The following is a 25,017-nucleotide window of genomic DNA, read 5'->3' as shown; positions in this document are numbered from 1 at the left end:
CAGAGCCTCACACCCGCAACCCCCTCGCGGCCCCTCACGCCCGCAGCGCCTCGGCCGAAATCAGCGTGTCCGCGCGGAAACAGAGCCGGTAGGCGTCTCCGGAGCGGTCGTCGAACGGGTTGGCGGTCATCGCGTAGTACTCGCACGTCGTTCCGGCTCTCTGCGGCGGGGGCGGGGCGTGTTCGGGCCGGTGCCGGGTCTGCTCGTCGGGCAGGTACGGGGCGATCCGCGCCCGCTGCTGCCCGGCCCGCAGCCGGCCGAAGTCCTCGGCCGACAGCACCGCCCGCTCGGTCACCAGCATGTCCCACCAGGTCAGCGCGCCACCCAGCAGGGCGCTCAGCGTAAGACAGGCGGTGACGGCGGTGAGCGCCCTACGGCCCAGCCTGCGCCGGGCGTGCCGCTGCTCCAGCACGGGCGCGCCGGCGTACGGCAGGGCGTATGGCGTGGCAGGGGCGGCCGAGGCGGCCGGCTGGGGCATACGGGTGTGCGGCAGCGTGGCCCGTACGGCGAAACCGCCCTTGGGCGTCGGCCCGCAGCAGAACTTACCGCCCGCGAGCCGGACCCGCTCGTCGAGCCCGATCAGCCCGCGCCCTCCTGCACGCGGCCTGGCGTCGTCCGCGCTCTCCGCTCCGGCAGCGGGACCGTTGACCACCGCGACCCGTATCGCGTCCGCTTCGTGGGCCACATCGACCGTGACGTGGGCACCCGGCGCATGTTTGGCGACGTTCGTCAGCGCTTCCTGCACGACGCGGTACGCGGCCCGGAGCGTGTGCGGCGGCGGGCTGTCGGCGTCGTCGTCCGGCTCGCCCTCGATCCGCCCCGTGACGGAGAGCCCCGCGGGGTTCCGCCCCGTGACGGAGAGCCCCGCGGCGTTCCGCCCCGTGACGGACAGCCCCGCGCCGATCCGCGCCGTGACCGACAGCCCCGCGGCCGACGCCTCCTCGACCAGGCGCCGGACGCTGGTGTCCTGCGGCCGGGTGGGGGCGTCCTCCGCCGTCTCCCGCAGTACGCCGATGACTTCGCCGAGCCGGTCGACGGCCGTCTCGGCGCGGCTCCTGATGTCCTCGGCGGCCTTGCGGTGCTCCGTCTCCAGGCCGTACGCCAGTTTGAGGGCACCGGCGGAGAGGGCGAGCAGGCTCAGCTCATGGCCGAGCGCGTCGTGCATGTCCTGTGCGATACGGGACCGCTCGCGCAGCCGGGCCTGCTCGGCGACCAGTTCGCGCTCCCGCATCAGCTGCTCGGCCCGCTCCCAGCCCGCACGGGCAAGCTCCCGGTACTGCCGCAGAAAGCGGCCGGCGAACCACGAGAGCATCCCGGCGGTGAGCGCCACCGCGACGAACCGCGTACCCGGCGTCAGCCAGGCGGGATGGGCGAGGGCCGCCGTCATGCTCGCGGCGAGTGCCCCGGCGAGGAACAGCCCCGGTACGAGGGCGCTGCCCGGACGCCGCCCGGCGAGGAAGGCACAGCCGGCGGCCGGTGCGATCCACCACGGTCCGGCGAGCACTCCGAGGAGTGCCGCCAGCCCGGCGGCGGCGGTGAGGGCGTGGGTGGCGGTCTGACTTCGTGCGTCGGTCACAGGGCCGACGGTAGAGCGCCGGGGGCGGCCGGTGACACTGCCGAAAGTCGAAGAGTCACCGGCCGCCCGGCCGCCTCACGTCCGGCGCCGGATCTTGTTGCCGAGCCACACCAGCGGGTCGTACTTCCGGTCAGCGGCCCGTTCCTTGAGCGGGATCAGGGCGTTGTCCGTGATCTTGATGTGCTCCGGGCAGACCTCGGTACAGCACTTGGTGATGTTGCAGTAGCCGAGTCCGTGCTCGTCCTGCGCCGTGGTCTTACGGTCCAGGCCGGTGTCCTCGGCGCGGTCCAGCGGATGCATGTCCAGTTCGGCGACCCGCATCAGGAAGCGGGGCCCGGCGAAAGCCGCCTTGTTCTCCTCGTGGTCGCGGACCACATGGCAGGTGTCCTGGCACAGGAAGCACTCGATGCACTTGCGGAACTCCTGGGAGCGCCCGACGTCCTCCTGCTGCATCCGGTACTCGCCGGGACCCAGGTCCGGCGGCGGCACGAAGGCGGGCACCTGGCGCGCCTTCTCGTAGTTGAAGCCGACGTCGGTCACCAGGTCGCGGACGACGGGGAAAGCACGCAGCGGGGTGACCGTGATGGTCTCGGCGCGGTCGAAGACCGACATACGGGTCATGCACAACAGCCGGGGCCGCCCGTTGATCTCCGCGCTGCACGAGCCGCACTTGCCCGCCTTGCAGTTCCAGCGGACCGCGAGGTCGGGGGCCTGGGTCGCCTGGAGGCGGTGGATGATGTCGAGAACGACCTCGCCCTCCTTCACCTCGACGGTGAAGTCCTCCAGACCGCCGCCGTCCACATCCCCGCGCCACACCTTGAAGTGCGCGTCGTAGCTGGTCTCCGGCCGCGTCGTGTCCGGGGCGCCGCCGCTCACCGCGCCATCGATGCCCTCGGTTCCCGGGCCCGCACCGTGATGCGCTTGGGTAGTCACTCGCTCGTCAGCTCCTCGTCGGTCAGGTACTTGATCAACTCCTCCTTCTCGAACAGCTCAAGGAGGTCCTTGCGGATCGGCGGCATCTCGCGGCGCCGCAGCGCGATCCGCCCGGCGCGGCCCGCCTCCGCTTCGGCTCCTGCCGCGCCTGCCTCGGCCGCGGGCACGGGGGACTCCGGGGAGGACGCGGCGAGTGTGCAGACGAGGTTGGCGCGGCGCCACTCGCGGTCCATCTCGGGGTAGTCGTCGCGGGTGTGCCCGCCGCGCGACTCCGTACGGTTCAGCGCGGCGCGGGCCACACACTCGCTGACCAGCAGCATGTTGCGCAGATCGAGAGCGAGGTGCCAGCCGGGGTTGAACTGCCGGTGCCCCTCCACCTTCGCGCGGCGGGCCCGCTCACGCAGCTCGGCGAGGCGCTCCAGGGCCTCCGACATCTCCTCCTCGCGGCGGATGATGCCCACCAGGTCGTTCATGGACCGCTGGAGGTCCTGGTGCACCGCATACGGATTCTCGACCAGCTCCTCCGCGCCCTCGACCGCCTCGTCGTCCGCCGCGGTGCCGACACCGAAGGGCCGCAGCGCCTCGGCCGCCGCCGCGTCGATCTGCTCGTCCGCCACCCGGGGGCGCTCCTGGGCGCAGCCGCGTGCGTACTCCGCTGCGTACAGCCCCGCCCGTCGGCCGAAGACCAGCAGGTCGGAGAGGGAGTTGCCGCCCAGCCGGTTGGAGCCGTGCATTCCGCCCGCGACCTCGCCCGCCGCGAACAGCCCGGGCACGCCGTGGGCCGCCGCGGTGTCCGAGTCGACGTCCACTCCGCCCATCACGTAGTGGCAGGTCGGGCCGACCTCCATGGGTTCGGCCGTGATGTCGACGTCTGCCAGCTCGCGGAACTGGTGGTGCATGGAGGGCAGTCGGCGTTTGATCGTCTCGGCGGGCATCCGGGTGGAAACGTCCAGGAAGACACCGCCGTGCGGGGAGCCGCGCCCCGCTTTGACCTCGGCGTTGATGGCGCGCGCCACCTCGTCGCGGGGCAGCAGCTCGGGCGGGCGGCGGTGGTTGTCGGGGTCCTCGTACCAGCCGTCGGCTTCCTGTTCGGTCTCGGCGTACTTCTCCTTGAAGACGTCCGGGACGTAGTCGAACATGAACCGCTTGCCCTCGGAGTTGCGCAGCACCCCGCCGTCGCCGCGCACCGACTCGGTGACCAGGATGCCCTTCACCGACGGCGGCCAGACCATGCCGGTGGGGTGGAACTGCACGAACTCCATGTTGATCAGCGAGGCCCCGGCCAGCAGCGCCAGCGCGTGCCCGTCCCCGGTGTACTCCCAGGAGTTGGAGGTCACCTTGAACGACTTGCCGATGCCGCCGGTCGCCAGCACCACCGCGGGTGCCTCGATGACGAAGAACCGGCCGCTCTCGCGCTCGTAGCAGAAGACCCCCGAGACCCGGTCCGGCTCCCCCGCGTTCGGGCTGGGTTCCTTCAAGACCTGGGTGACGGTGCACTCCTGGAAGACCTTGATGCGCGCCTCGTAGTCGCCGCTCTCCTTGAAGTCCTCCTGCTGGAGCGAGACGACCTTCTGCTGGAGCGTACGGATCAGCTCCAGGCCCGTACGGTCGCCGACGTGGGCGAGGCGCGGATACTCGTGGCCGCCGAAGTTGCGCTGCGAGATCCGGCCGTCCGGGGTCCGGTCGAACAGCGCCCCCCAGGTCTCCAGCTCCCACACCCGCTCGGGTGCCTCGCGTGCGTGCAGTTCGGCCATCCGCCACTGGTTGAGGAACTTGCCGCCGCGCATGGTGTCGCGGAAGTGCACCTGCCAGTTGTCGCCCTCGTTGACGTTGCCCATGCTGGCGGCGATACCGCCCTCGGCCATCACCGTGTGGGCCTTGCCGAAGAGGGACTTGCAGATCACCGCGGTACGCAGGCCCTGCTCCCGCGCCTCGATCGCGGCCCGCAGTCCGGCGCCGCCCGCGCCGACGATGACGACGTCCCATTGCTGACGTTCGACGTGTGCCATGTCGCTGTTGTCCCTCTCAGAAGAGCTGCGGGTCGGTGAAGGCGCCGGTGGCCAGCAGGTAGACGTAGAAGTCCGCCAGCGCCACGCTGAGCAACGAGGCCCAGGCGAGCAGCATGTGCCGCTCGTTGAGCTTTCCGACCCAGCCCCACAGCCGGTAGCGCACCGGGTGCTTGGAGAAGTGCCGCAGCCTGCCGCCGACGATGTGCCGGCAGGAGTGGCAGGAGAGGGTGTACGCCCAGATCAGCACGATGTTGGCGAGGAAGACCAGCGTGCCCAGACCCATATGGCCCCACTCGTACTTCGCGTCGCGGAAGCCCAGCACGGTGTCCCAGGTGAGGATCACCGCGACGAGCATCGCCGCGTAGAAGAAGTAGCGGTGGATGTTCTGCAGGATCAGCGGGAAGCGGGTCTCGCCGGTGTACTTCTTGTGCGGCTCGGCCACCGCGCAGGCCGGGGGAGAGGCCCAGAAGCCGCGGTAGTACGCCTTGCGGTAGTAGTAGCAGGTGAGCCGGAAGCCCAGTGGGAAGATCAGGATGAGCAGTGCGGGCGAGAGCCCCCACCACTCACCGAACAGGCCCCAGTTGGGCCCGTCCTTCATCGACGCGCAGTTGTCCGCCAGACAGGGCGAGTAGAACGGCGAGACGTACGGCGCGTGGTAGTAGTCGGCGTTCGCGAACGCGCGCCACGTCGAGTAGACGACGAACGCCAGCAGCCCGAGCGCGGTGGCGGCGGGCGCGAGCCACCAGCGGTCCTTGCGCAGGTGGGGTTCGGCGATGGCGGCGCGCGTGCTGGTGTGCACGCCGGTTGGCTGGGGGCCCGCGGGAGGTCGGGGCCCCGTGCTCTGTTGGGGTTCGGTGCCAGTGGCCAACGGTTTCTCCGGATGAGACGGCTGGGATCAGGGCAGGCCCGGGCAGCAAGGGCCTGCCTTCAACGACTCGTTGTCCAACGAGTCACGGTGCGTGCCGGTCGCGCGCTCCGAGCCCCTCGTCGTCGACATCCGTCCACAGGCCCGGGTCGTAGGGCTGGTCGGGGATGGTCACCATCTCGGCGTGCGGCTCGGTCCTCGGCCGCGGGGCGGTAGCACTCAGCAGGGAAAGCGACTCCTTCAGATGTTCGGCGTCGCTGCGTACCCGCCGGATCTCCAGGCCGGTGCCGATGTGTCCCTCGAGGCGGCTGACGCAGCGTGCGAGATCGTCGAGGCAGCGCTGAGCGGCTGCCAATTCATCGTGCAGAGACATGACTTGCCCACCTCCGCGGTGGTGCGGCTGGCGTGGTCGATGCGCGTGGCGAGTGTTGCGCGTCACACTCCCGCTTGTGAAGGGTGCGACACGCCTTTCCGCCCGTACGTGACCCTGCGGGCCGCTCAGTCCCGGATCAACGCGGAGGTGTCGAGGGCAGGGTAGGGGGCAGGGAGGGGAAGCGGAAGCCCGAGTTCGACCTCGCACTTTGTCTTGTACGACGCCTCGCGGTCGTCACCTTCGTGTGAGACCGGGTCGGAGAAGGCGTACGCCTTGCCTTCCTTGCGGTGGATCAGCACGTAGACGGGGACTCCGGCAGCGGCATAGGTCCGGTACTTCGGTCCTGAGTCCACCTCATGATTGCTGGAGGTGACCTCGCCCACGAGGGCCAGCAGATCGGCTGAGTACCAGCCGCGGTGAGCCTTGCGGTAAGCCTCGTCCAAATCGCTGGGCCGGCGGTGGAGTACGAAGAAGTCCGGGACCACCAGGCTCCAGGTAGTGGATCCCTGAGCGGCCCGGAAGCCGGTGCACACCCCGGTATGGCGGAAACCGGCTTCACGGAGCTGAATGACGAGGCTGAGCGCCACGTCGTTGTGCTGGTAGTCCGGGTGCGGTGGCACGACGACCATTCCCTCGATGTATTCGGGCCGGATCGCCTCATCCGAGGCGTCCTCGACCGCGATCAGCAGGTCGATGGGGTCCATGGCCTTCACCGGCTCCGTCACAGGTTCGGCGGTCATCGCTGGTCCTCCTCGTGGCTCTCCCAGATTACGCCGGGGCCGGACACCCCGGGAGCATCCTGTGGCCCGGTCCGAAGCCGTGTGCGGGGTTTCCCTGTCCGTTGCCTCTTTCGAGTGGCGCGGGGGTGCGATAGCCGAGACGTGCGCCCCCGCAGCCCGTCGCCGGGCTGCTCCGCATGAGTGGCATGTGTGCTCCGTACGACGTGTCTTCCCGGCCTCAGGCGTGGGCTCGCTTTCAGTGGGGCGAAAAGATGTGATGAGCCGCCAAAACCGCCGAAAGTGGACGTACGCGGACGCGCGGCCAGCCCCGGAGGTTTCAGCATGCGAGCCGTCCCAGCCGAATCACGAAGGCCCCCGAGGCCGCCACAGCCAGGGGAGCCCCTCAGCCGTGCCGCGACCGTCCGGCCCCGCCGGAACCGGCGCTGGGCGGCGGCGCTCGTCGCCGGTGCGCTGCTGCCACTGCCGCTGGCCGCCTGCGGCGGCTCCGACTCGCAGGACGCCGAGGTCAACAACGGCAGCGGCTCGGCGGGCAGCAGCGGCGACGTACGGGCCACCGAGCGGCAGCAGGTCGCCTCCGGCGGCACCCTGCGCTGGGCGGTGGACGACGCCCCCACCACCTTCAACGTCTTCCAGCCGGACTCGACCGAGGCCACCAAGCAAGTGGCCGGGGCAGCCCTGCCCACGCTGTTCACCCTCGACCAGCGCGGGCGGCCGCAGGTCGACGAGGACTTCCTGCGCAGCGCCGAGGTCACGGAGACCGAACCGCGGCAGACCGTCGTCTACAAGCTCAACTCGAAGGCCCGCTGGAGCGACGGGCGCCGGCTGGGCGCTGCGGACTTCCGCGCCCAGTGGAAGGCGCTGCGCGGCAAGAACAACGCCTACTGGACGGCACGGAACGCCGGATACGACCGGATCAAGAAGGTCACCAAGGGCGAGGGCGCCGACGAGGTCAAGGTCGTCTTCGGCAAGCCCTACGCGGACTGGCGCTCGCTGTTCACCCCGCTCTACCCGAAGCAGGCGATGAGCAGCCCCAAGGCCTTCAACGACGGCGTCCGCAGCGCGCTGCCCGCCGTCGCCGGCCCGTTCCGCGTCGTCAAGACGGGCAAGAACCGCGACCGTACGGTCCTGGAACGCAACCCGCGGTGGTGGGGCGAGCGCGCCAAGCTGGACCGTCTGGTGCTGACGGCCGTACCCCGCGACGAGCAGCCCAAGGCGCTGGCGAAAGGGAAGGTGGACGTCGCCGACGTCAGCGCGGCGGGGGCCAAGCGGATCGCCGCCGCGAACGGGCTGGGCGGTCCCGGGCGCCCCGACACCGCCCGGAACGCGAAGGACGCCAAGAAGCGCGAGGCCGAGCGCGAGGCGCGCAAACGGGAGGCCCGCAAGCAGCTCGGCGCCGCCGCGGCACGCCATCTGGGCAGATACGAGGTGCGCCGGGCGCTGGACCCCGCCTACACCCAGCTCACCCTCAACGGCGCCGCGGGACCGCTCGCCGACGAGCGGGTACGCCGCGCGGTGGCCCGCGCCATCGACCGCGCGGAACTGGCCGAGAAGGCACTGGCCGGGACCGGGCTGCCGGACAAGCCGCTCGGCAGCCATCTGCGGATGGCCAACCAGGACGGCTACCAGGACAACAGCGGTGACTTCGGCAGCGCCGATGTCGACTCCGCGCAGTCCCTGCTGGCCGACGCGGGCTGGAAGACCGGCGGTCTCGGCGGGGCGGGCGCCGAGAAGGCCGCGAAGGCCCGCGCGGGGCACCACGACAAGAAGGAGAAGCGGGCCGACGGCGGGCCCGCCGAGCCGCCCGGCGCGGCCGGCTCCCCCGAAGCGGGGGGCCGCGCGCCGCACCGCTCGGAGGCCGAGGCGTCCGTCGTCCGGCTGACCGCCGCCCAGATCGCCCGGGTCGTCGACAAGCCGCTGGGCCTCTCCGTCTCGGCCACGGCCCAGCGGGGCGCCATCCTGGAGCAGGCCGCGCACTCCAGCCTCGCCTCCGCCAGACAGGCCGGCTCCGAGCGCAAGCTGAGCCGCGCCAGGGCGGCGCTGGAGACGGCCGGGAAGGTGCAGGCGACGGCCCGGGAACTACGGCTGCTGGCGGGCGACCCGGCCAGCGCGGTGCGCAGCAAGAACGGCAAACCCCTCGCCCTGCGGTTCGTCCTGCCGGGCGGCAAGGCGTCCGCACAGCTGCGGGGCACCGGCAAGCGCATCGCACGGATGCTGAACGAGGTCGGCATCCGTACGCAGATCAAGGAAGTGCCCGGCGAGAGCTACTTCAAGGACCACATCGCGGCGGGCGACTACGACCTGGCGCTGTACTCGTGGCCCGCGACGGCGTTCCCCGCCACCGAGGCGCGGCCGATCTTCGCCAAGCCGCGGCCCGCGTCGGACGGCTCGCTGCTGGTCGAGCAGAACTACGCCCGGGTCGGTACGGACCGGATCGACCAGCTCTTCGAGCAGGCGGCGGGCGAGCTGGACGACGGACGGCACCGGGAGCTGATGCAGAAGGCCGACCAGCGGATCTGGGCGGTGTCCGGTTCGCTGCCGCTCTACCAGCGGCCCCAGCTGGTGGCGGCCAAGCGGAACCTGGTCAATGTGGGCGCCTTCGGCTTCTCCACCCCCGTATACGAGGACATGGGCTACCGCAGGAGCTGAACCCGCCCCTGAGCTGCCCACCGAGCGCCGGACGGACCGCACAGCGGCCCCGTCCGGCGCTTCGCGCGACGGCCCGTACCATGGTTGACGAGGCCGCGGCGAGTCCTGCCCGGCGTCAGGGAGCGCGAACCGGCCGCACAGGCGGTCACGCGGCCCATCCGTCAACCCGGGAGACACCCCCCAGTGCCCACGCGCCACGACATCCGTAACGTCGCTATCGTCGCCCATGTCGACCACGGCAAGACGACCCTGGTCGACGCCATGCTCAAGCAGGCCGGAGCCTTCGCGGCCCACCAGCTCGAATCCGTCGACGACCGGGTGATGGACTCCAACGACCTGGAGCGCGAGAAGGGCATCACCATTCTCGCCAAGAACACCGCGGTCAAGTACCACCCCAAGGACGGCGGTGACCCGGTCACCATCAACATCATCGACACCCCCGGTCACGCCGACTTCGGCGGCGAGGTCGAGCGCGGCCTGTCGATGGTGGACGCGGTCGTGCTGCTGGTCGACGCCTCCGAGGGCCCGCTGCCGCAGACCCGTTTCGTGCTCCGCAAGGCGCTCCAGGCGCGGCTCCCGGTCATCCTCTGCGTCAACAAGACGGACCGGCCCGACGCCCGGATCTCCGAGGTCGTGGACGAGACCTACGACCTCTTCCTCGACCTGGACGCGGACGAGGAGCAGATCGAGTTCCCCATCGTCTACGCCTGCGCCCGTGACGGTGTCGCCTCGCTGACCCAGCCCGCCGACGGCGCGGTGCCCGCGGACAGCGACAGCCTGGAGCCGTTCTTCAGCACGCTGCTGGAGACGGTGCCCGCGCCCACCTACGAGGAGGGCGCGCCGCTCCAGGCGCACGTCACCAACCTGGACGCCGACAACTTCCTGGGCCGGATCGCGCTGCTGCGCGTCAAGGAGGGCTCGCTGAAGAAGGGCCAGTCCGTGGCCTGGATGAAGCGGGACGGCTCCGTGCACAACGTACGGATCACCGAGCTGCTGATGACCGAGGCGCTGACCCGCAAGCCCGCCGCCGAGGCCGGTCCCGGCGACATCTGCGCGGTCGCCGGCATCCCGGACATCATGATCGGCGAGACGCTGGCGGACGCCGAGAACCCGGTCGCGCTGCCGCTGATCACCGTGGACGAGCCGGCCATCTCCATGACCATCGGTACGAACACCTCTCCGCTGGTCGGCAAGGGCGGCAAGGGGCACAAGGTCACCGCGCGGCTGGTCAAGGACCGGCTGGACCGCGAGCTGATCGGCAACGTCTCGCTGCGGGTGCTGCCCACCGAGCGCCCCGACGCCTGGGAGGTGCAGGGCCGCGGTGAGCTGGCGCTGGCCATCCTGGTGGAGACGATGCGCCGGGAGGGCTTCGAGCTGACCGTGGGCAAGCCCGAGGTCGTCACCCGCGAGATAGACGGCAAGCTGCACGAGCCGGTCGAGCGGATGACCATCGACGCCCCCGAGGAGCACCTGGGCGCCATCACCCAGCTCATGGCGACCCGCAAGGGCCGGATGGAGACCATGACCAACCATGGCTCCGGCTGGGTGCGCATGGAGTGGCTCGTCCCCTCCCGCGGGCTGATCGGCTTCCGTACGGAGTTCCTGACCGAGACCCGCGGTACGGGCATCGCGCACTCCATCTTCGAGGGCCACGAGCCGTGGTTCGGCGAGCTGCGCACCCGGCGCAGCGGCTCGCTGGTCGCGGACCGCTCCGGGGTGGCGACGCCGTTCGCCATGATGAACCTCCAGGAGCGCGGCACCATCTTCATCGAGCCGGGCACTGAGGTGTACGAGGGCATGATCGTCGGGGAGAACTCCCGCTCCGACGACATGGACGTCAACATCACCAAGGAGAAGAAGCTCACCAACATGCGGGCGGCCTCCGCCGATACGACGGAGAACCTGGTGCCACCGCGGAAGCTCTCGCTGGAGCAGGCGCTGGAGTTCTGCCGCGAGGACGAGTGCATCGAGGTGACGCCGGAGACGGTGCGCATCCGCAAGGTGAACCTGGACATGAAAGAGCGGGCCCGCGCGGCGGCTCGCGCCAAGCGGTAGCCGAACCCTTGCAACGAAGGGCCCTCACCCCGGCGGGTGGGGGCCCTTCGCGTCTCGCCCAAACGGGTTCAGGCCTGTTCCCCGGCGGGCAAGGCAGCCAGGCATATGGTGTCAAAAGGTGTTATGTGGGTGAGAGGCGTACTCGTACCCCCAGCGCACCCAGGAGGCACCCATGCGTGGAGCCACCCGCAGCAGCATGACGAGGCGGGCGCTCGCCGCCGCCGGGGCGGTCGCTCTGACGGCAACGGCATGTGGCGGCGGCTCCAGCGCCGGGAGTGCCACGGGCGGCGCGCAGAGCGGGGTCGTACGCGCGTTCTGGACCGATCCGCAGCACCCGGTCGAGCCCGCGAACACCAATGAGGTGCAGGGCGGCAAGGTCCTCGACATGATTTCCCGGGGGCTGATGAAGTACAACCCGGTCACGGGTGAGGCCGAGAAAGCCGTCGCCGAGTCCATCGAGAGCGACGACCAGCAGAACTTCACCATCAAGCTGAAGAAGGGCTGGAAGTTCTCCGACGGCACCCCCGTGACGGCCAAGTCCTTCGTGGACGCCTGGAATTACGGGGCGCTGGTCACCAACAAGCAGATCAACTCGTACTTCTTCCAGTACATCGAGGGCTATGAGGACGTCCACCCCGAGAAGGGGAAGCCCAAGGCGAAGAAGCTGTCCGGACTGAAGGTGCAGGACAACCACACCTTCACGGCGAAGCTCAACCAGAAGTTCTCCCTCTGGCCGCAGACCCTCGGCTACAGCGCCTACGCACCCCTGCCGAAGTCGTTCTTCACCGACCACAGCGGCTGGCTGAAGAAGCCGGTCGGAAACGGCCCGTACAAGGTGGACTCCTACACCAAGGGCCAGTCGATGCAGCTTTCCCGGAACACGCACTACGCCGGGAAGGACAAGCCCCGGAACAAGGGCGTCGAGCTGAAGGTCTACACCGACCAGAACACCGGCTACACCGATCTCCAGGCCGGAAACCTGGACATCGTCGACGAACTCCCCGCCGGCCAGCTCAAGAACGCCAAACGCGATCTGGACGGGCGCTACATCAACCAGCCCGCTGGCATCACCCAGAGCCTGTCCTTCCCCATGTACGACAAGAAATGGCAGAGCAAGAAGGCCGCCATGGTGCGCCGCGGACTCTCCAAGGCGATCGACCGGAAGGAGGTGACCGAGGAGATCTATCACGGCACCCGCGAGCCCGCGACCGATCTGACCTCGCCCGTACTGAAGACCAAGGGCGGCTACAAGCCCGGGCTGTGCGGCGATGTGTGCAAGTACGACCCCAAGGGCGCCAAGAAGCTCATCAAACAGGGCGGCGGACTTCCGGGTGGGAAGATCACCCTGACCTCCAATGTGGACACCGGCTCCCACCGGCAGTGGATGGAGGCCGTCTGCAACAGCATCAACCGCACCCTCGGCAAGAACAACGCCTGCACCATCAACCCGGTGCCGACGTTCGGCGAATTCCGCTCCGACATCACCGACCGGAAGATGAAGGGGATGTTCCGGACCGGCTGGCAGATGGACTATCCGCTCATCCAGAACTTCATCCAGCCCATCTACTACACCGACGCCTCCTCCAACGACTCCGGCTTCTCCGACACCAAGGTCGACCAGCTCATCGACAAGGCGAACGAGGCCACCGACGAGAAGTCCGCCGTCGGCCTCTTCCAGCAGGCGGAGAAGCGCATCCTGGACACCTTCCCCTCGATTCCGCTGTGGTATCAGAACGGGAACGCCGGCTATTCCAGCCGCGTCAGCAACGTCAATCTCAACCCCTTCTCCGTGCCGGTCTTCACCGACATCAGGGTCAAGTGAGCCGCCGTGGGGCGCTACGTCATCAGACGCATGCTCCAGATGATCCCGGTCTTCGTCGGGACCACGTTTCTCATCTTCGTGATGGTGTATGCCGTCGGCGACCCGGTCAACGCGCTGTTCGGGGAGCGGGCCCCCGACCCGGCCACCGCCCGGCAACTGCGCGAGGAATTCAATCTCGACAAGCCCATCTGGGAGCAGTACGGGCTCTACATGGGCAAGATCTTCACGGGTGACTTCGGCAACGCGTTCAACGGCCAGCCGGTGACGGAGCTGATGGGCACGGCCTTTCCCATCACGATCCGGCTCGCGATCGTCGCCATCGTCATCGAGATCCTCGTCGGCATTGTGCTGGGTGTGGTCACCGGGCTGCGGCGCGGGCGGCCGATCGACTCCGGGGTGCTGATGATGACCCTCGTCGTCATCTCCGTACCGACCTTTGTGACCGGCAGCATCGCGCAGTATCTGCTCGGCGTGAAATGGGGCTGGATCGCCCCCGCTGTCTCGCCCGCGGCCCCGGTGAACGAGTTGCTGCTGCCGGGCCTTGTGCTCGCTCTGGTGTCGCTGGCCTACGTCACCCGGCTGACCCGGACATCGATCGCGGAGAACGCCCGCTCCGACTATGTGCGGACGGCCATCGCCAAGGGGCTGTCGCGGAGGCGGGTGACGGTGCGGCATCTGCTGCGCAATTCGCTGATCCCTGTCGTCACCTTTCTGGGTACGGACGTCGGCAACCTGATGGCAGGGGCGCTGGTGACCGAGCGGATCTTCAATATCCAGGGGGTCGGCTTTCAGCTGTGGCAGGGCATCGTCCGGCAGAACTCGCCGACCGTCGTCGGCTTCGTGACCATCCTCGTCATCGTCTTCCTCCTCGCGAACCTGCTCGTCGATCTGTTGTACGCGGTGCTTGACCCGAGGATCCGCTATGCGTAACCCACCCACCCGCCCTTACGCCGCCGACGGTGGCTTGCCCCCTCGCGCAGGTGCGCGACCCCGCTCCGGGGCACTGCCCCGCTCCCTCCGCCGAAGCGGCTCGCACCACCGTGTTCGGGTGGCTGCGGGAAGTGGGGCGGTGCTGTGACGGGGACGCCTGCTATTGAAGGGCCCGGGGAAGCCACGGAGTTGGTCGAGGAGGAGGGGAAGGAGGGCCGGGGGGCGCCGCCCTCGCCCGGGGGAGCGCAGCCCGCGAAGGGGCGGAGTCTGTGGTCCGACGCATGGTACGACCTGCGCCGCAACCCGGTGTTCGTGATCGCGGGGCTGCTCATCTCTTTTCTGCTGCTCATCTCGGTCTGGCCGGGCCTCATCGCCACGCAGGACCCGCTCTCCTGCCGGCTCGGCCGCTCCCTCGACCCGTCCGCGGCGGGGCACTGGTTCGGGTACGACACACAGGGCTGCGATGTCTATACGCGGGTCGTCTACGGGGCCCGTACCTCGGTGACGGTGGGCGTCTGTGCCACGGCGGGGGTAGCGGTGCTCGGCAGTCTGCTGGGCGGACTCGCGGGGTTCTTCGGCGGAGTGTGGGACGCGCTGCTCTCCCGCGTCACCGACATCTTCTTCGGCATCCCGATCGTCCTGGGCGGACTGGTCTTCCTCTCCATGACCGGCAGCCGCTCCGTGTGGACGGTGGTCACCTTCATCGTGCTGCTCGGCTGGCCGCAGGTGGCCCGTATCGCACGCGGATCCGTCATCACCGCCAAGCAGAACGACTATGTGCAGGCGGCGCGGGCACTGGGTGCGAGCAACGTACGGATGATGGTGCGGCACATCCTGCCGAACGCCGTCGCGCCGGTGATCGTGACCGCGACCATCGCGCTGGGCACCTACATCTCGCTGGAGGCCACGCTCAGTTATCTCGGCGTCGGCCTCCAGCCGCCCACCGTCTCCTGGGGCGCGGACATCTCCGCGGCCTCCCAGGGGATGCAGTTCCGCAACGCGCCGCACATCCTGCTCTACCCCGCCGCCGCGCTCAGCCTCACCGTGCTGGCGTTCATCATGCTCGGCGACGCGGTGCGCGACGCCCTCGACCCGAAGCTGAGGTGAGCGCGGTGAGCCTGCTGGACGTCCGTGACCTGCATGTCGAGTTCCGTACCCGGGACGGGGTGGCCCAGGCCGTCAATGGCGTGAGCCTCAGCGTCGAGGCGGGGGAGACGCTGGCGGTGCTGGGCGAGTCGGGGTCGGGCAAGTCGGTGACCGCGCAGGCGATCATGGGCATCCTCGACATGCCGCCGGGCCGCATCACGAGCGGGGAGATCCTCTTCCAGGGCCAGGATCTGCTGATGCTCCCCGAGGAGGAGCGGCGGAAGATCCGCGGCTCCGGAATGGCGATGATCTTCCAGGACGCCCTCTCGTCACTCAATCCGGTACTGACGGTGGGCTACCAGCTGGCTGAGATGTTCCGTGTCCACCAGGGCCTGAGCCGCAAGGAGGCGAAGGCCAGGGCCGTGGAGCTGATGGAACGGGTGCGGATCCCGGCCGCCCGGCAGCGGGTGGGGGACTTTCCGCACCAGTTCAGCGGCGGGATGCGGCAGCGGATCATGATCGCGATGGCACTGGCGCTGGAGCCGGATCTGATCATCGCGGACGAGCCGACGACGGCGCTGGATGTGACCGTACAGGCACAGGTGATGGAGCTGCTGGCGGAACTCCAGCGCGAGTTCACCATGGGGCTCATCCTCATCACCCACGATCTGGGCGTGGTCGCGGACGTGGCCGACAAGATCGCGGTGATGTACGCGGGCCGCATCGTGGAGCGGGCCGCGGTCGGCGAGCTGTACCGGACGCCCGCGCACCCGTACACCAGGGGCCTGCTCGACTCGATCCCGCGGCTGGACCAGAAGGGGCAGCAGCTCAGCGTCATCCGGGGAATGCCGCCGAGCCTGCTGGAGATCCCGCCAGGCTGCGCCTACAACCCGCGCTGCCCCATGGCACGCGCCGTGTGCCGTACGGACGAGCCGCCGCTGTACGAGGTCTCCGAACGCCGGCGCAGCGCCTGCCACTTCTGGAAGGAGATGTTCGATGCACGCTGACCGCTCGGGGCGCAGCCTGGCCCGGGAGGAAGGCTGGGCGGCGCAGATGCTGCTGACCAGCTCGCGAGCGGAGAAGGCGCGCGCCGGGCGGGAGGCCATCCTGGAGGTGCGGGACCTGGTCAAGCACTTCCCGCTGACGCGGGGCATCGTCTTCAAACGGCAGATCGGCGCGGTCAGGGCCGTCGACGGTGTCTCTTTTGACCTGCGCAAGGGCGAGACGCTGGGCATCGTCGGCGAGTCCGGCTGCGGCAAGTCCACCGTCGCCAAGCTCGTCACCCACCTCGAACAGCCCACCGCAGGCACCATCCGCTACAAGGGCGACGACATCACCAGGCTGTCCGGGCGAGCGTTGAAGGCGGTGCGGCGGAACATCCAGATGGTGTTCCAGGACCCGTACACGTCGCTGAATCCGCGGATGACGGTGGGGGACATCGTCGGGGAGCCGTTCGACATCCACCCGGAGGTGGCGCCGAAGGGGGACAGGCGGCGAAAGGTGCAGGAGCTGCTGGATGTGGTCGGGCTCAATCCGGAGTATGTGAACCGGTACCCGCATCAGTTCAGCGGCGGTCAGCGGCAGCGGATCGGGATCGCGCGAGGGCTGGCGCTGCGGCCGGAGATCATCGTGGCCGACGAGCCGGTCTCGGCGCTGGATGTGTCGGTGCAGGCGCAGGTGGTCAATCTGATGGACCAGCTGCAGGACGAGTTCGGGCTGTCCTACATTTTCATCGCGCACGACCTGTCGATCGTCCGGCACATCTCCGACCGTGTCGCCGTGATGTACCTCGGCAAGATCGTGGAGATCGGCACCGAGACCGAGATCTATGAGCACCCGACGCACCCTTACACCCAGGCGCTGCTGTCGGCCGTTCCCGTACCCGACCCGGAGACGGAGGAGGGGCGGGAGCGCATCGTGCTGGAGGGCGATGTGCCCTCGCCGGCCGACCCGCCCTCGGGCTGTCACTTCCGCACCAGGTGCTGGAAGGCCCAGCAGCGCTGCGCCGTCGAGGAGCCGGCGCTGGCCGTCCCGGAGAACTTCGCCGACACCCTTCCCGAGCAGCCCGTGCACCATCCCTCGGCATGCCACTTCGCCGCCGAGCGCACCGCGGTGATCCCCCCGGTGGGCGGCTGAGGCGCGAGGGGGGCAGCTCGCGGACGGCCGTCAGGTCTGCGGCGCGTGTCCGTACGCGCTACCGCCCTGGTACCCCGGGACGCGCTGCGGGTCGCGCTGCTCGCCGCGGGAGAGCGCCAGGAGTACGGCCAGGCCGATGGCGACCTCGAACGCGCTGGTGAGCAGGCGCAGCCGGCCCTCGATACCGAGGTCGCCGAAGTGCCCGAACAGCTCCATCTTGATGCCGTACGCCACGGCGAAGATGCCGACGGCCAGCAGCGGGGCGGCGACGATCAGGCCGAGCGGGCGGGCGAAGGGCACACCGGCGAGCGCCGCGACCGCGGCCACCAGGCTGAGCAGTACGACAGCCCACAGCACCCAGCCCGAGGGAGCGTCCAGCAGCCGCACGATGGTCCGCTCGCCGGTCAGCGTCGTCTCATAGCGGTCCCAGCCGGTCTGCTGCCAGGCGCGTATCTCCCAGGCGGCGAGCACCACGGCGCTGGAGCCCAGCAGCAGGAAGGCGGCCACGGCCCCGCTCCGGGTGGGACCGGCGGGCGGCTCGTCGGCGGGGTCGGGCGCGGCCGAGAGGCCGTAGCCGTCGGTGGACTGGGCGGGGCGGCGGCCCGCGACGGCGGTGATGATCAGTACGGCCCCGATGACGACTGCCGCGATCGTGCTGAACAGCACCTTGCTCAGCAGCCCGTCGGGGACGCCCTGCATCCAGTCGGCGTTGAGGTTCCACAGGCCGGGGGTGCGTACGGCCACCGTCAGCAGCCCGGTCCAGGTCAGTATCGCCCCGGACGAGGAGGAACGGTACGCCGTCACGGCGGCGACCGAGTACAGCAGCAACAGCATCGGTTCGAGGAAAGAGGTGACCCACACCCCGTCCTCGGCGCGGGCCGGCAGACCGGCCCAGTTCCACCAGACGTCGACGACCTCGTGGGCCTTGGTGAAGTCACGGATGATCCACGCCAGACTGACCAGCGCGAGTGCGGCTGTCAGCAGTGACCCGAAGGCACGCGCCCCGCGCGCCAGCGTTCTGTCCTGGCCCATGGCCCGGCCCCCCGTTTGTGCGGTGTCGCGACGTCCCAGATCTCCCCGTGTCTACCTGTGATCGCCGTCCGGCTACAAGCGCCCCCCTGTGCCGCGACGCACGCCCTTGCGACCGCGCGCCAATGTTCGCACGGTGCACATCGCTCGCGCATGGGAACGCCACGAATCCAGCCGGACGGAGGAGTTGGGGTCGTACGAACTTCAGGGCGGCGGTCTCGGATATCGGTGAGACGTCGGCTGGGTTGCGGGTTTGTTAAGGCGTTTCCTTCGTACTTTTGCTGCTATGTCCGTTCGGTGCCTGTGATGTCAAGCACGTTGCGACCTCGATCTGCGCAACGTTCGCTCAAGAAACCAGTGGACGGCGTTCAGCTGGTCCAACACCCCTTGACTGGTACGTAATTGGCTTGCCAAAGTCCGGCTCAACCCACCCGCATCACGCCCAACGATTCGGGTTCCGGCGAGATTTGAGCGCGGGAGCACACACGCGATGACGAGTCCTTCCCAAGCTGCGGCAGCCGAGGCCGAGACCCCTGGCCCCGATGACGCAGCTGCGAGTTCTACGCGAGTTGCCAAGGGGGGCGAACTCGCGGGCCGGTCCCCCGGCCAGCTCATGTGGCTGCGCTTCAAGCGCGACCGTACGGGCGTGATCTCGGCGTGCATCGTGCTCGCCTTCTTCCTGATCGCGGCGCTGGCCCCGGTGATCTCCAAGCTCTACGGCAAGGACCCCTACACCCGTTACGGCGAGCTGGACCCGACCCTGCTGAACGACAACGCCTACCCGGTGAAGCCCAACGGCGGCATCGACGGCGAGTTCTGGTTCGGGCTGGAGCCGGGGCTGGGCCGGGACGTGTTCACGCAGCTGATCTACGGGATCCGCACCTCGCTCTCGCTGGCCCTGGTCGTCACGCTGCTCTCGGTGCTCACCGCCATCGTCATCGGCGTCGCGGGCGGCTACTTCGGGGGCAAGGTCGACTACTTCCTCGGCCGGTTCACCGACTTGATGATGTCCTTCCCCAACCAGCTGTTCTTCGTGGCGTTCACGCCGGTCGTCGGGGCCATGCTGGTGCCTCCGCAGGACGAGATGCCGACCTGGCTGCGGTCCTGCGTGATCATCTACGTGATGTGGCTGCTGGGCTGGATGACGCTGGCGCGCCTGCTGCGCGGCCAGACGCTGTCCCTGCGGGAGCGGGAGTTCATCGAGGCCGCGAAGGTCGCCGGTACGCCGCCGGGACGCATCGTCCGCAAGGAGCTGCTGCCGAACCTGGTGACGCCCATTCTGGTGCAGGCCACCTACATGCTGCCGAACAACGTCACCGCCATCGCGGGGCTCTCCTTCCTCGGCGTCGGCCTGCTGGAGCCGACCCCCGACTGGGGCCGGATGTTCGCCAAGGGCGCCGAGGTCTACCAGAGCGACATCACCTACATGTTCTTCCCGGGCGGCGCGATGGTGATCTTCATCCTCGCGTTCAACCTGCTCGGAGACTCGGTCAGGGACGCGTTCGACCCGAAGTCGGGCCGATGAGGGCCAGACGCGACCGAGTGGTGGGGGGTGCTGCCACCCCGTACGGCATCAGTCAGGCAGCGACGGACAACCGACAGGCAGGTGCAGACACCACCATGAGCAGAGTGAGCATAGGCACGGCGCGGGCCTCCCTGGCGGCGGTCGCCGCCGGCGCGCTGTTCCTCACCGGTTGCAGCAGCGGCGGGGGCGGCGAGGACAGCGAGAAGACCAAGGCCAAGAAGCAGGGCCAGGACGTCTCCTACTCCTTCGCCGACGAGGCCGCGTCCAAGGGACCGGCCCCCGCGGTGAAGGGCAGCCGCAAGGGCGGCACCATCAAGGTCCTCCAGCGTGACAGCTTCGCGCACCTGGACCCGGCCCAGATCTACGTCAGCGACGAACAGGCCATGGCCCGGCTGGTGCACCGCGGGCTGACCACCTACAAGCGCTCGAGCCCCGACAAGTACGAGGTCGTCGGTGACCTGGCCACCGACAGCGGCAAGAAGTCCGACGGTGGCAAGACGTGGACGTACAAGCTCAAGGACGGGATCAAGTTCGAGGACGGTTCGGCCATCACCTCGAAGGACATCCGCCACTCCATCGAGCGCACGTTCGCGCCGTTCATCACCGAGGGCCCGACCTTCGTCCAGCAGTGGCTGGCCGACACCGGTGGCACCGACTACCGCAAGCTGCTCAAGGACGGCCCCTACAAGGGCAAGCACCTGCCGGACAGCGTTCTCGAGACGCCGGACGACAAGACGGTCATCTTCCACTTCAAGAAGCCGCAGGCCGAGTTGCCCTACGCGCTGGCGATGGCCGGGTACGCGGTCGTCTCCGAGAAGAAGGACACCAAGGAGAAGTACGACAAGAAGCCGCTCGCCAGCGGCCCGTACAAGATCCAGTCCTTCAAGTCCGGCAAGAGCATGAAGCTGGTCCGCAACCCCGAGTGGGACCCCAAGACGGACCCGGGCCGACACCAGTTCCCGGACGCCTTCGACATCCAGTTCGGTGTCTCCTTCGAGGACTCCACCAAGCGGCTGATGTCCGACGCGGGTGAGAACCAGACCGCGACCAGCTTCACCAACAGCGTCGACGCCTCCAGCATGCAGAAGGTGCGCAGCGACCAGAGCATCAAGAAGCGCTCGGTGTCCGGCTACCAGTCGTACGTCAGCTACATGAACATCAACATGGACCGGATCAAGAACAAGAAGGTCCGGCAGGCCATCGCCTACGCGATGCCCAACCAGTCCATCGTCTCCGCGTTCGGTGGCGCCGGCGGCGGCGACCTCGCGGGCAACTACGTCAGCCCGACGCTGGTGGGCCACAAGCCGACCGACCCCTTCGGCAAGATCAAGAAGCCGCAGGGTGACGTCAAGAAGGCGGCCAAGCTCCTCAAGGAGTCCGGCAAGAAGGGCATGAAGCTGACCTTCGCCTTCCAGAACGCCCCCGAGTGGCAGCAGTTCTCCGTGGCCGCGACCCAGAACCTGGAGAAGGCCGGGTTCAACGTCCAGAAGAAGGACGTCATCGCAGACACGTACTACGACCAGATCGGCAAGGTCAAGAACAACTACGACATCTACCACAACTCGTGGGGTGCCGACTGGCCGAGCGCCTCGACCGTCGTCCCGAACCTGTTCGACGGGCGGCAGGTCCAGGACGGTGCGGCGAACTACTCGCACCACAAGAACCCGAAGTTCGAGAAGGAGATGGACCGGATCCGGGCCATGTCCAACCCGAACGAGGCGGCCAAGGAGTGGCAGAAGCTCGCGGACAAGATCCTCACCGAGGACGTCCCCGCGGTGCCGATGCACTACTACAAGACGATCCAGCTCTCCGGATCGAAGGTCGGCGGCTCCTACTTCGACGAGCAGCTGCACGACATCAACCCGGCGTCGCTGTACGTGAAGAAGTAAAGCGCCGGCGCAGACCGCGCCGACTCCGCCGCCCGGCCCACGCGGGCCGGGCGGCGGAGCCCCGCGGACCGCTCCACCCTCCCCCAGCCTCCGGCCGGGAGGTACCCCCAACCCGCACGTCTCGATCCCGCTGTCGCACGAGAGCTGCGTTCCGTCATGCTGCGATTTCTGATCCGCCGGTCGCTCGGCGCCCTGGTGATCCTGCTGATCATCAGCGCCATCACCTTTTTCCTCTTCTACGCCGTCCCACGGGATCCGGCGGCGCTGGCCTGCGGCAAGAACTGCACGCCGGACGCGCTCGCGATCATCCGCAGGAACATGGGCATCGACGATCCGATCCCGGTGCAGTACTGGAACTTCATGGTCGGTATCGTCGCCGGGCGCAAGTTCCCCGTGGGCGACTGCCCTGCACCGTGCTTCGGTTACTCCTTCGCCAACCAGGACCCCGTCTGGGAGACCATCCTGGACCGCTTCCCGACCACCATCTCGCTGACCGTCGGCGGCGCCGCGGTCTTCCTGACCATCGGTCTGGGCGCGGGCATGATCGCCGCCTGGAAGAAGGGCACCGTCCTCGACAAGGCATTCAGCTCCATGTCGCTGGTGCTCTCCTCGATGCAGATCTACTTCATCGGGCCGCTCGTGCTCGCGCTGGTGGTCTACAACCTCAACTGGCTCGACCAGCCCAAGTACGTGCCACTGACGGAGGATCCGGTCGGCTGGTTCCTGGGGCTGCTGATCCCCTGGATGGTCGTACAGATCATCTTCACCGCGAACTACACCCGTCTGTCCCGGTCCTCGATGATCGAACAGCTCCAGGAGGACCACGTCAGAACGGCGCGGGCCAAGGGCATGTCCGGGAAGTACGTCTTCTTCCGCTACGCCTGGCGGGGCTCGCTCATCCCCATCGTCACCATCTTCGGCGTCGACCTCGGCTCGCTCTTCGGCGGCGCGATGATCACCGAGTGGACGTTCTCGCTGCCCGGGCTCGGCACCCTCGCGGTCAACTCGGTGGCGAACACCGACATCCCCATGGTGATGGGCGTGATGCTCTTCGCGGCCACCTTCATCATCCTTTTCAACATCATCGTGGACGCCGCCTACGCGTTCATCGACCCGCGCGTGCGACTGTCCTAGGAGAACCGGCACATGACCACCCTGACCAAGGAAGCGGACGTACCGGCTCCGCGTGGCGAGGGGGACGGGGACGCCTTCCTCTCGGTGCGCGACCTGTACGTGCACTTCGACACCGAGGACGGCACCGTCAAGGCCGTGGACGGGCTCTCCTTCGACGTGGAGCGCGGCCGCACCCTCGGCATCGTCGGCGAGTCCGGCTCCGGCAAGTCGGTCACCAACCTGTCCATCCTGGGCCTGCACAACCCGCGTACGACCGCGGTCTCCGGCGAGATCCTGCTGGACGGCCAGGAGCTGACCGGCGCGCGGGAGAAGACGCTGGAGTCGCTGCGCGGCAACAAGATGGCGATGATCTTCCAGGACGCGCTCACCGCGCTCTCGCCGTACTACACGATCGGGCGGCAGATCGCCGAGCCGTACCGCAAGCACATGGGGGTCTCCAAGCGGGAGGCGCATCTGCGGGCCATCGAGATGCTGGACAAGGTCGGCATCCCGAACGCCAAGATGCGGGTCAACGACTATCCGCACCAGTTCTCCGGCGGTATGCGACAGCGCGCGATGATCGCCATGGCGCTGGTGTGCAACCCGGACCTGCTGATCGCGGACGAGCCCACCACGGCGCTCGACGTCACCGTGCAGGCGCAGATCCTCGACCTGCTCAAGGATCTCCAGCAGGAGTTCGGCTCCGCGATCATCTTCATCACCCACGACCTCGGCGTGATCGCCAACGTCGCCGACGACATCCTGGTGATGTACGGCGGACGCGCCGTCGAGCGGGGCTCGGTCTCCGAGGTGCTGCGCTCGCCCCAGCACCCCTACACCTGGGGCCTGCTCACCTCCATGCCCCGGCTGACCGGAAACGTGAGCGAGGAGCTCTCACCGATCCCCGGCACCCCGCCCAGCCTGCTCGCGCCCCCACCCGGCTGCCCGTTCCACCCGCGCTGCGGTTACGTGGACGAGGTGGCCGGCAAGTCCTGCACCGCCGACCGGCCGCCGCTGCCGGACGGAAGGGGCGCCGCCTGCCATCTGACGGCGGAGCAGAAGCGGACGTTCTTCGTCGAGCAGATCAAGCCCAGGCTGAGCTAGGACAGGCAGAGGGAGACCAGACCAATGAGCGATGACCTCACCCTGACCAAGCCAGGCGAGGGCGAACCACAGGACGCCGGGCCCGCCCGTACGGGAGAGCCGCTGCTGAAGGCCGAGAACCTGGCCAAACACTTCCCGATCATGGGGGGCTTCCCCTTCAAACGGAAGGTGGGCGAGGTCCAGGCCGTCTCCGGCGTCGACCTGACCGTGCACGAGGGCGAGAGCTTCGGGCTCGTCGGCGAGTCGGGCTGCGGCAAGTCCACCACGGGACGGCTGCTGACCCGGCTGCTGGAGCCCACCGGCGGCTCCCTCAGCTACGCCGGGCAGGACATCACCCATGCGACGCGCAAACAGATGGCGCCGATCCGCTCCGAGATCCAGATGATCTTCCAGGACCCGTACTCGTCGCTCAACCCGCGGCAGACGGTCGGCGCCATCATCGGCGGCCCCATGGAGGTCAACGGCATCAACCCGCCCGGCGGCCGGGAGAAGCGGATCCGCGAGCTGCTGGAGACCGTCGGCCTCAACCCCGAGCACTACAACCGGTTCCCGCACGAGTTCTCCGGCGGCCAGCGCCAGCGCATCGGCGTCGCCCGCGCTCTCGCGCTGGAGCCGAAGCTGATCGTCGCCGACGAGCCGGTCTCCGCGCTGGACGTCTCGATCCAGGCCCAGGTGGTCAACCTGCTCCAGAAGGTGCAGCGCGACATGGGTATCGCCTTCGTCTTCATCGCCCACGACCTGGCGATCGTCCGGCACTTCTCCGAGCGGGTCGCGGTGATGTACCTCGGCAAGATCGTCGAGGTGGGGGAGCGTGAGGCGATCTACAGCCGGCCCCGCCACCCCTACACGCACGCGCTGCTGTCGGCGGTGCCGGAGGCCGTGCTCCAGGAGGAGGAGTCGTCCGGCTCCGGCTCCGGGGAGGGCAAGGAACGTATCCGGCTGGCGGGCGACGTGCCCTCGCCGATCAACCCGCCCTCGGGCTGCCGCTTCCGCACCCGCTGCTGGAAGGCGCAGGACAAGTGCGCCACCGAGGAGCCGCCGTTGGTCCAGCTCCCCGGGAACGAAGCGGGCCATTTGACGGCCTGCCACTTTCCCGAGGAGCCGACGATCGCGGCTCGCGGGGAGGACATCGTCATGGACAAGGCGCTCCGCGAGATGGAGGACAGTGCGCACTAGTCCCTCCGGG

At 68.8% G+C, this 25,017-nt stretch carries 19 protein-coding genes; 12 read left to right on the top strand and 7 right to left on the bottom strand.

Annotated features, from left to right (window positions below; genetic code table 11):
• Positions 1 to 34: 34 nt before the first annotated feature.
• The 6 genes from ACQEU8_RS12815 to ACQEU8_RS12790 all read right to left on the bottom strand — a co-directional run bounded on the left by ACQEU8_RS12815 (position 35) and on the right by ACQEU8_RS12790 (position 6,496).
• Positions 35 to 1,576 (bottom strand): sensor histidine kinase, encoded by a 1,542-nt coding sequence (locus tag ACQEU8_RS12815; protein WP_433099989.1) that lies wholly within the window; start codon positions 1,574 to 1,576, stop codon positions 35 to 37.
• A 75-nt stretch (positions 1,577 to 1,651) separates the two neighbouring features.
• Positions 1,652 to 2,452 carry a succinate dehydrogenase/fumarate reductase iron-sulfur subunit gene (locus tag ACQEU8_RS12810; RefSeq protein WP_433102351.1) on the bottom strand — a complete coding sequence of 267 codons (801 nt, stop codon included), beginning with the start codon at positions 2,450 to 2,452 and terminating at the stop codon, positions 1,652 to 1,654.
• A 53-nt stretch (positions 2,453 to 2,505) separates the two neighbouring features.
• Entirely contained in the window at positions 2,506 to 4,518 is a 2,013-nt protein-coding gene (locus ACQEU8_RS12805; protein WP_433099987.1) for a fumarate reductase/succinate dehydrogenase flavoprotein subunit, read from the bottom strand.
• A gap of 16 nt (positions 4,519 to 4,534) precedes the next feature.
• A complete protein-coding gene (locus ACQEU8_RS12800; protein WP_433099985.1) occupies positions 4,535 to 5,386 on the bottom strand; it encodes a hypothetical protein in 852 nt (283 codons plus the stop codon).
• A gap of 82 nt (positions 5,387 to 5,468) precedes the next feature.
• Positions 5,469 to 5,756 carry a hypothetical protein gene (locus tag ACQEU8_RS12795; RefSeq protein WP_433099983.1) on the bottom strand — a complete coding sequence of 96 codons (288 nt, stop codon included), beginning with the start codon at positions 5,754 to 5,756 and terminating at the stop codon, positions 5,469 to 5,471.
• A gap of 125 nt (positions 5,757 to 5,881) precedes the next feature.
• Positions 5,882 to 6,496 carry a Uma2 family endonuclease gene (locus tag ACQEU8_RS12790; protein WP_433099981.1) on the bottom strand — a complete coding sequence of 205 codons (615 nt, stop codon included), beginning with the start codon at positions 6,494 to 6,496 and terminating at the stop codon, positions 5,882 to 5,884.
• A gap of 321 nt (positions 6,497 to 6,817) precedes the next feature.
• On the opposite strand from ACQEU8_RS12790, the gene ACQEU8_RS12785 reads away from it, so the two are divergent.
• The 7 genes from ACQEU8_RS12785 to ACQEU8_RS12755 all read left to right on the top strand — a co-directional run bounded on the left by ACQEU8_RS12785 (position 6,818) and on the right by ACQEU8_RS12755 (position 17,171).
• Positions 6,818 to 9,142, top strand: a complete 2,325-nt coding sequence (locus ACQEU8_RS12785) for an ABC transporter family substrate-binding protein (RefSeq protein WP_433099979.1) — start codon at positions 6,818 to 6,820, stop codon at positions 9,140 to 9,142.
• Positions 9,143 to 9,325: 183 nt separating this feature from the next.
• Entirely contained in the window at positions 9,326 to 11,197 is a 1,872-nt protein-coding gene (gene typA / locus ACQEU8_RS12780; RefSeq protein ID WP_433099977.1) for a translational GTPase TypA, read from the top strand.
• A gap of 172 nt (positions 11,198 to 11,369) precedes the next feature.
• The gene (locus ACQEU8_RS12775) at positions 11,370 to 13,019 is read left to right on the top strand and encodes a peptide ABC transporter substrate-binding protein (RefSeq protein WP_433099975.1); all 1,650 of its coding nucleotides are present in this window, start codon (positions 11,370 to 11,372) and stop codon (positions 13,017 to 13,019) included.
• 6 nt (positions 13,020 to 13,025) lie between these two features.
• Complete coding sequence (locus tag ACQEU8_RS12770) at positions 13,026 to 13,949, top strand: ABC transporter permease (RefSeq protein WP_433099973.1); 924 nt, start codon at positions 13,026 to 13,028, stop codon at positions 13,947 to 13,949.
• A gap of 144 nt (positions 13,950 to 14,093) precedes the next feature.
• Positions 14,094 to 15,056, top strand: a complete 963-nt coding sequence (locus ACQEU8_RS12765) for an ABC transporter permease (protein WP_433099971.1) — start codon at positions 14,094 to 14,096, stop codon at positions 15,054 to 15,056.
• A gap of 5 nt (positions 15,057 to 15,061) precedes the next feature.
• The gene (locus tag ACQEU8_RS12760; protein WP_433102349.1) at positions 15,062 to 16,042 is read left to right on the top strand and encodes an ABC transporter ATP-binding protein; all 981 of its coding nucleotides are present in this window, start codon (positions 15,062 to 15,064) and stop codon (positions 16,040 to 16,042) included.
• A complete protein-coding gene (locus tag ACQEU8_RS12755; RefSeq protein WP_433099969.1) occupies positions 16,032 to 17,171 on the top strand; it encodes an ABC transporter ATP-binding protein in 1,140 nt (379 codons plus the stop codon). Before ACQEU8_RS12760 ends, ACQEU8_RS12755 begins: the two co-directional genes overlap by 11 nt.
• Before the next feature lie 30 nt (positions 17,172 to 17,201).
• Here the strand turns inward: ACQEU8_RS12755 and ACQEU8_RS12750 are convergent, their stop codons facing one another.
• Positions 17,202 to 18,203, bottom strand: coding sequence for a hypothetical protein (locus tag ACQEU8_RS12750; RefSeq protein ID WP_433099967.1), 1,002 nt, complete (start codon positions 18,201 to 18,203; stop codon positions 17,202 to 17,204).
• 487 nt (positions 18,204 to 18,690) lie between these two features.
• On the opposite strand from ACQEU8_RS12750, the gene ACQEU8_RS12745 reads away from it, so the two are divergent.
• The 5 genes from ACQEU8_RS12745 (at position 18,691) to ACQEU8_RS12725 (ending at position 25,007) form a co-directional block, all read left to right on the top strand.
• The gene (locus ACQEU8_RS12745; protein ID WP_433099965.1) at positions 18,691 to 19,725 is read left to right on the top strand and encodes an ABC transporter permease; all 1,035 of its coding nucleotides are present in this window, start codon (positions 18,691 to 18,693) and stop codon (positions 19,723 to 19,725) included.
• Between the two features lie 95 nt (positions 19,726 to 19,820).
• On the top strand, positions 19,821 to 21,614 hold the full coding sequence (locus ACQEU8_RS12740) for an ABC transporter substrate-binding protein (RefSeq protein ID WP_433099963.1): 1,794 nt from the start codon (positions 19,821 to 19,823) through the stop codon (positions 21,612 to 21,614).
• Positions 21,615 to 21,770: 156 nt separating this feature from the next.
• Positions 21,771 to 22,748 carry an ABC transporter permease gene (locus tag ACQEU8_RS12735; RefSeq protein WP_433099961.1) on the top strand — a complete coding sequence of 326 codons (978 nt, stop codon included), beginning with the start codon at positions 21,771 to 21,773 and terminating at the stop codon, positions 22,746 to 22,748.
• A 12-nt stretch (positions 22,749 to 22,760) separates the two neighbouring features.
• Positions 22,761 to 23,831, top strand: a complete 1,071-nt coding sequence (locus tag ACQEU8_RS12730) for an ABC transporter ATP-binding protein (protein ID WP_433099959.1) — start codon at positions 22,761 to 22,763, stop codon at positions 23,829 to 23,831.
• 24 nt (positions 23,832 to 23,855) lie between these two features.
• The gene (locus ACQEU8_RS12725) at positions 23,856 to 25,007 is read left to right on the top strand and encodes an ABC transporter ATP-binding protein (RefSeq protein WP_433099957.1); all 1,152 of its coding nucleotides are present in this window, start codon (positions 23,856 to 23,858) and stop codon (positions 25,005 to 25,007) included.
• Positions 25,008 to 25,017 lie beyond the last annotated feature (10 nt).

Origin of the sequence: Streptomyces sp. CA-250714 (genome assembly GCF_050936705.1) — a bacterium.
Taxonomy (GTDB): domain Bacteria; phylum Actinomycetota; class Actinomycetes; order Streptomycetales; family Streptomycetaceae; genus Streptomyces.
Note: the sequence above shows the minus strand (reverse complement) of the source record. Positions and strands in the feature narration are given on the sequence as shown.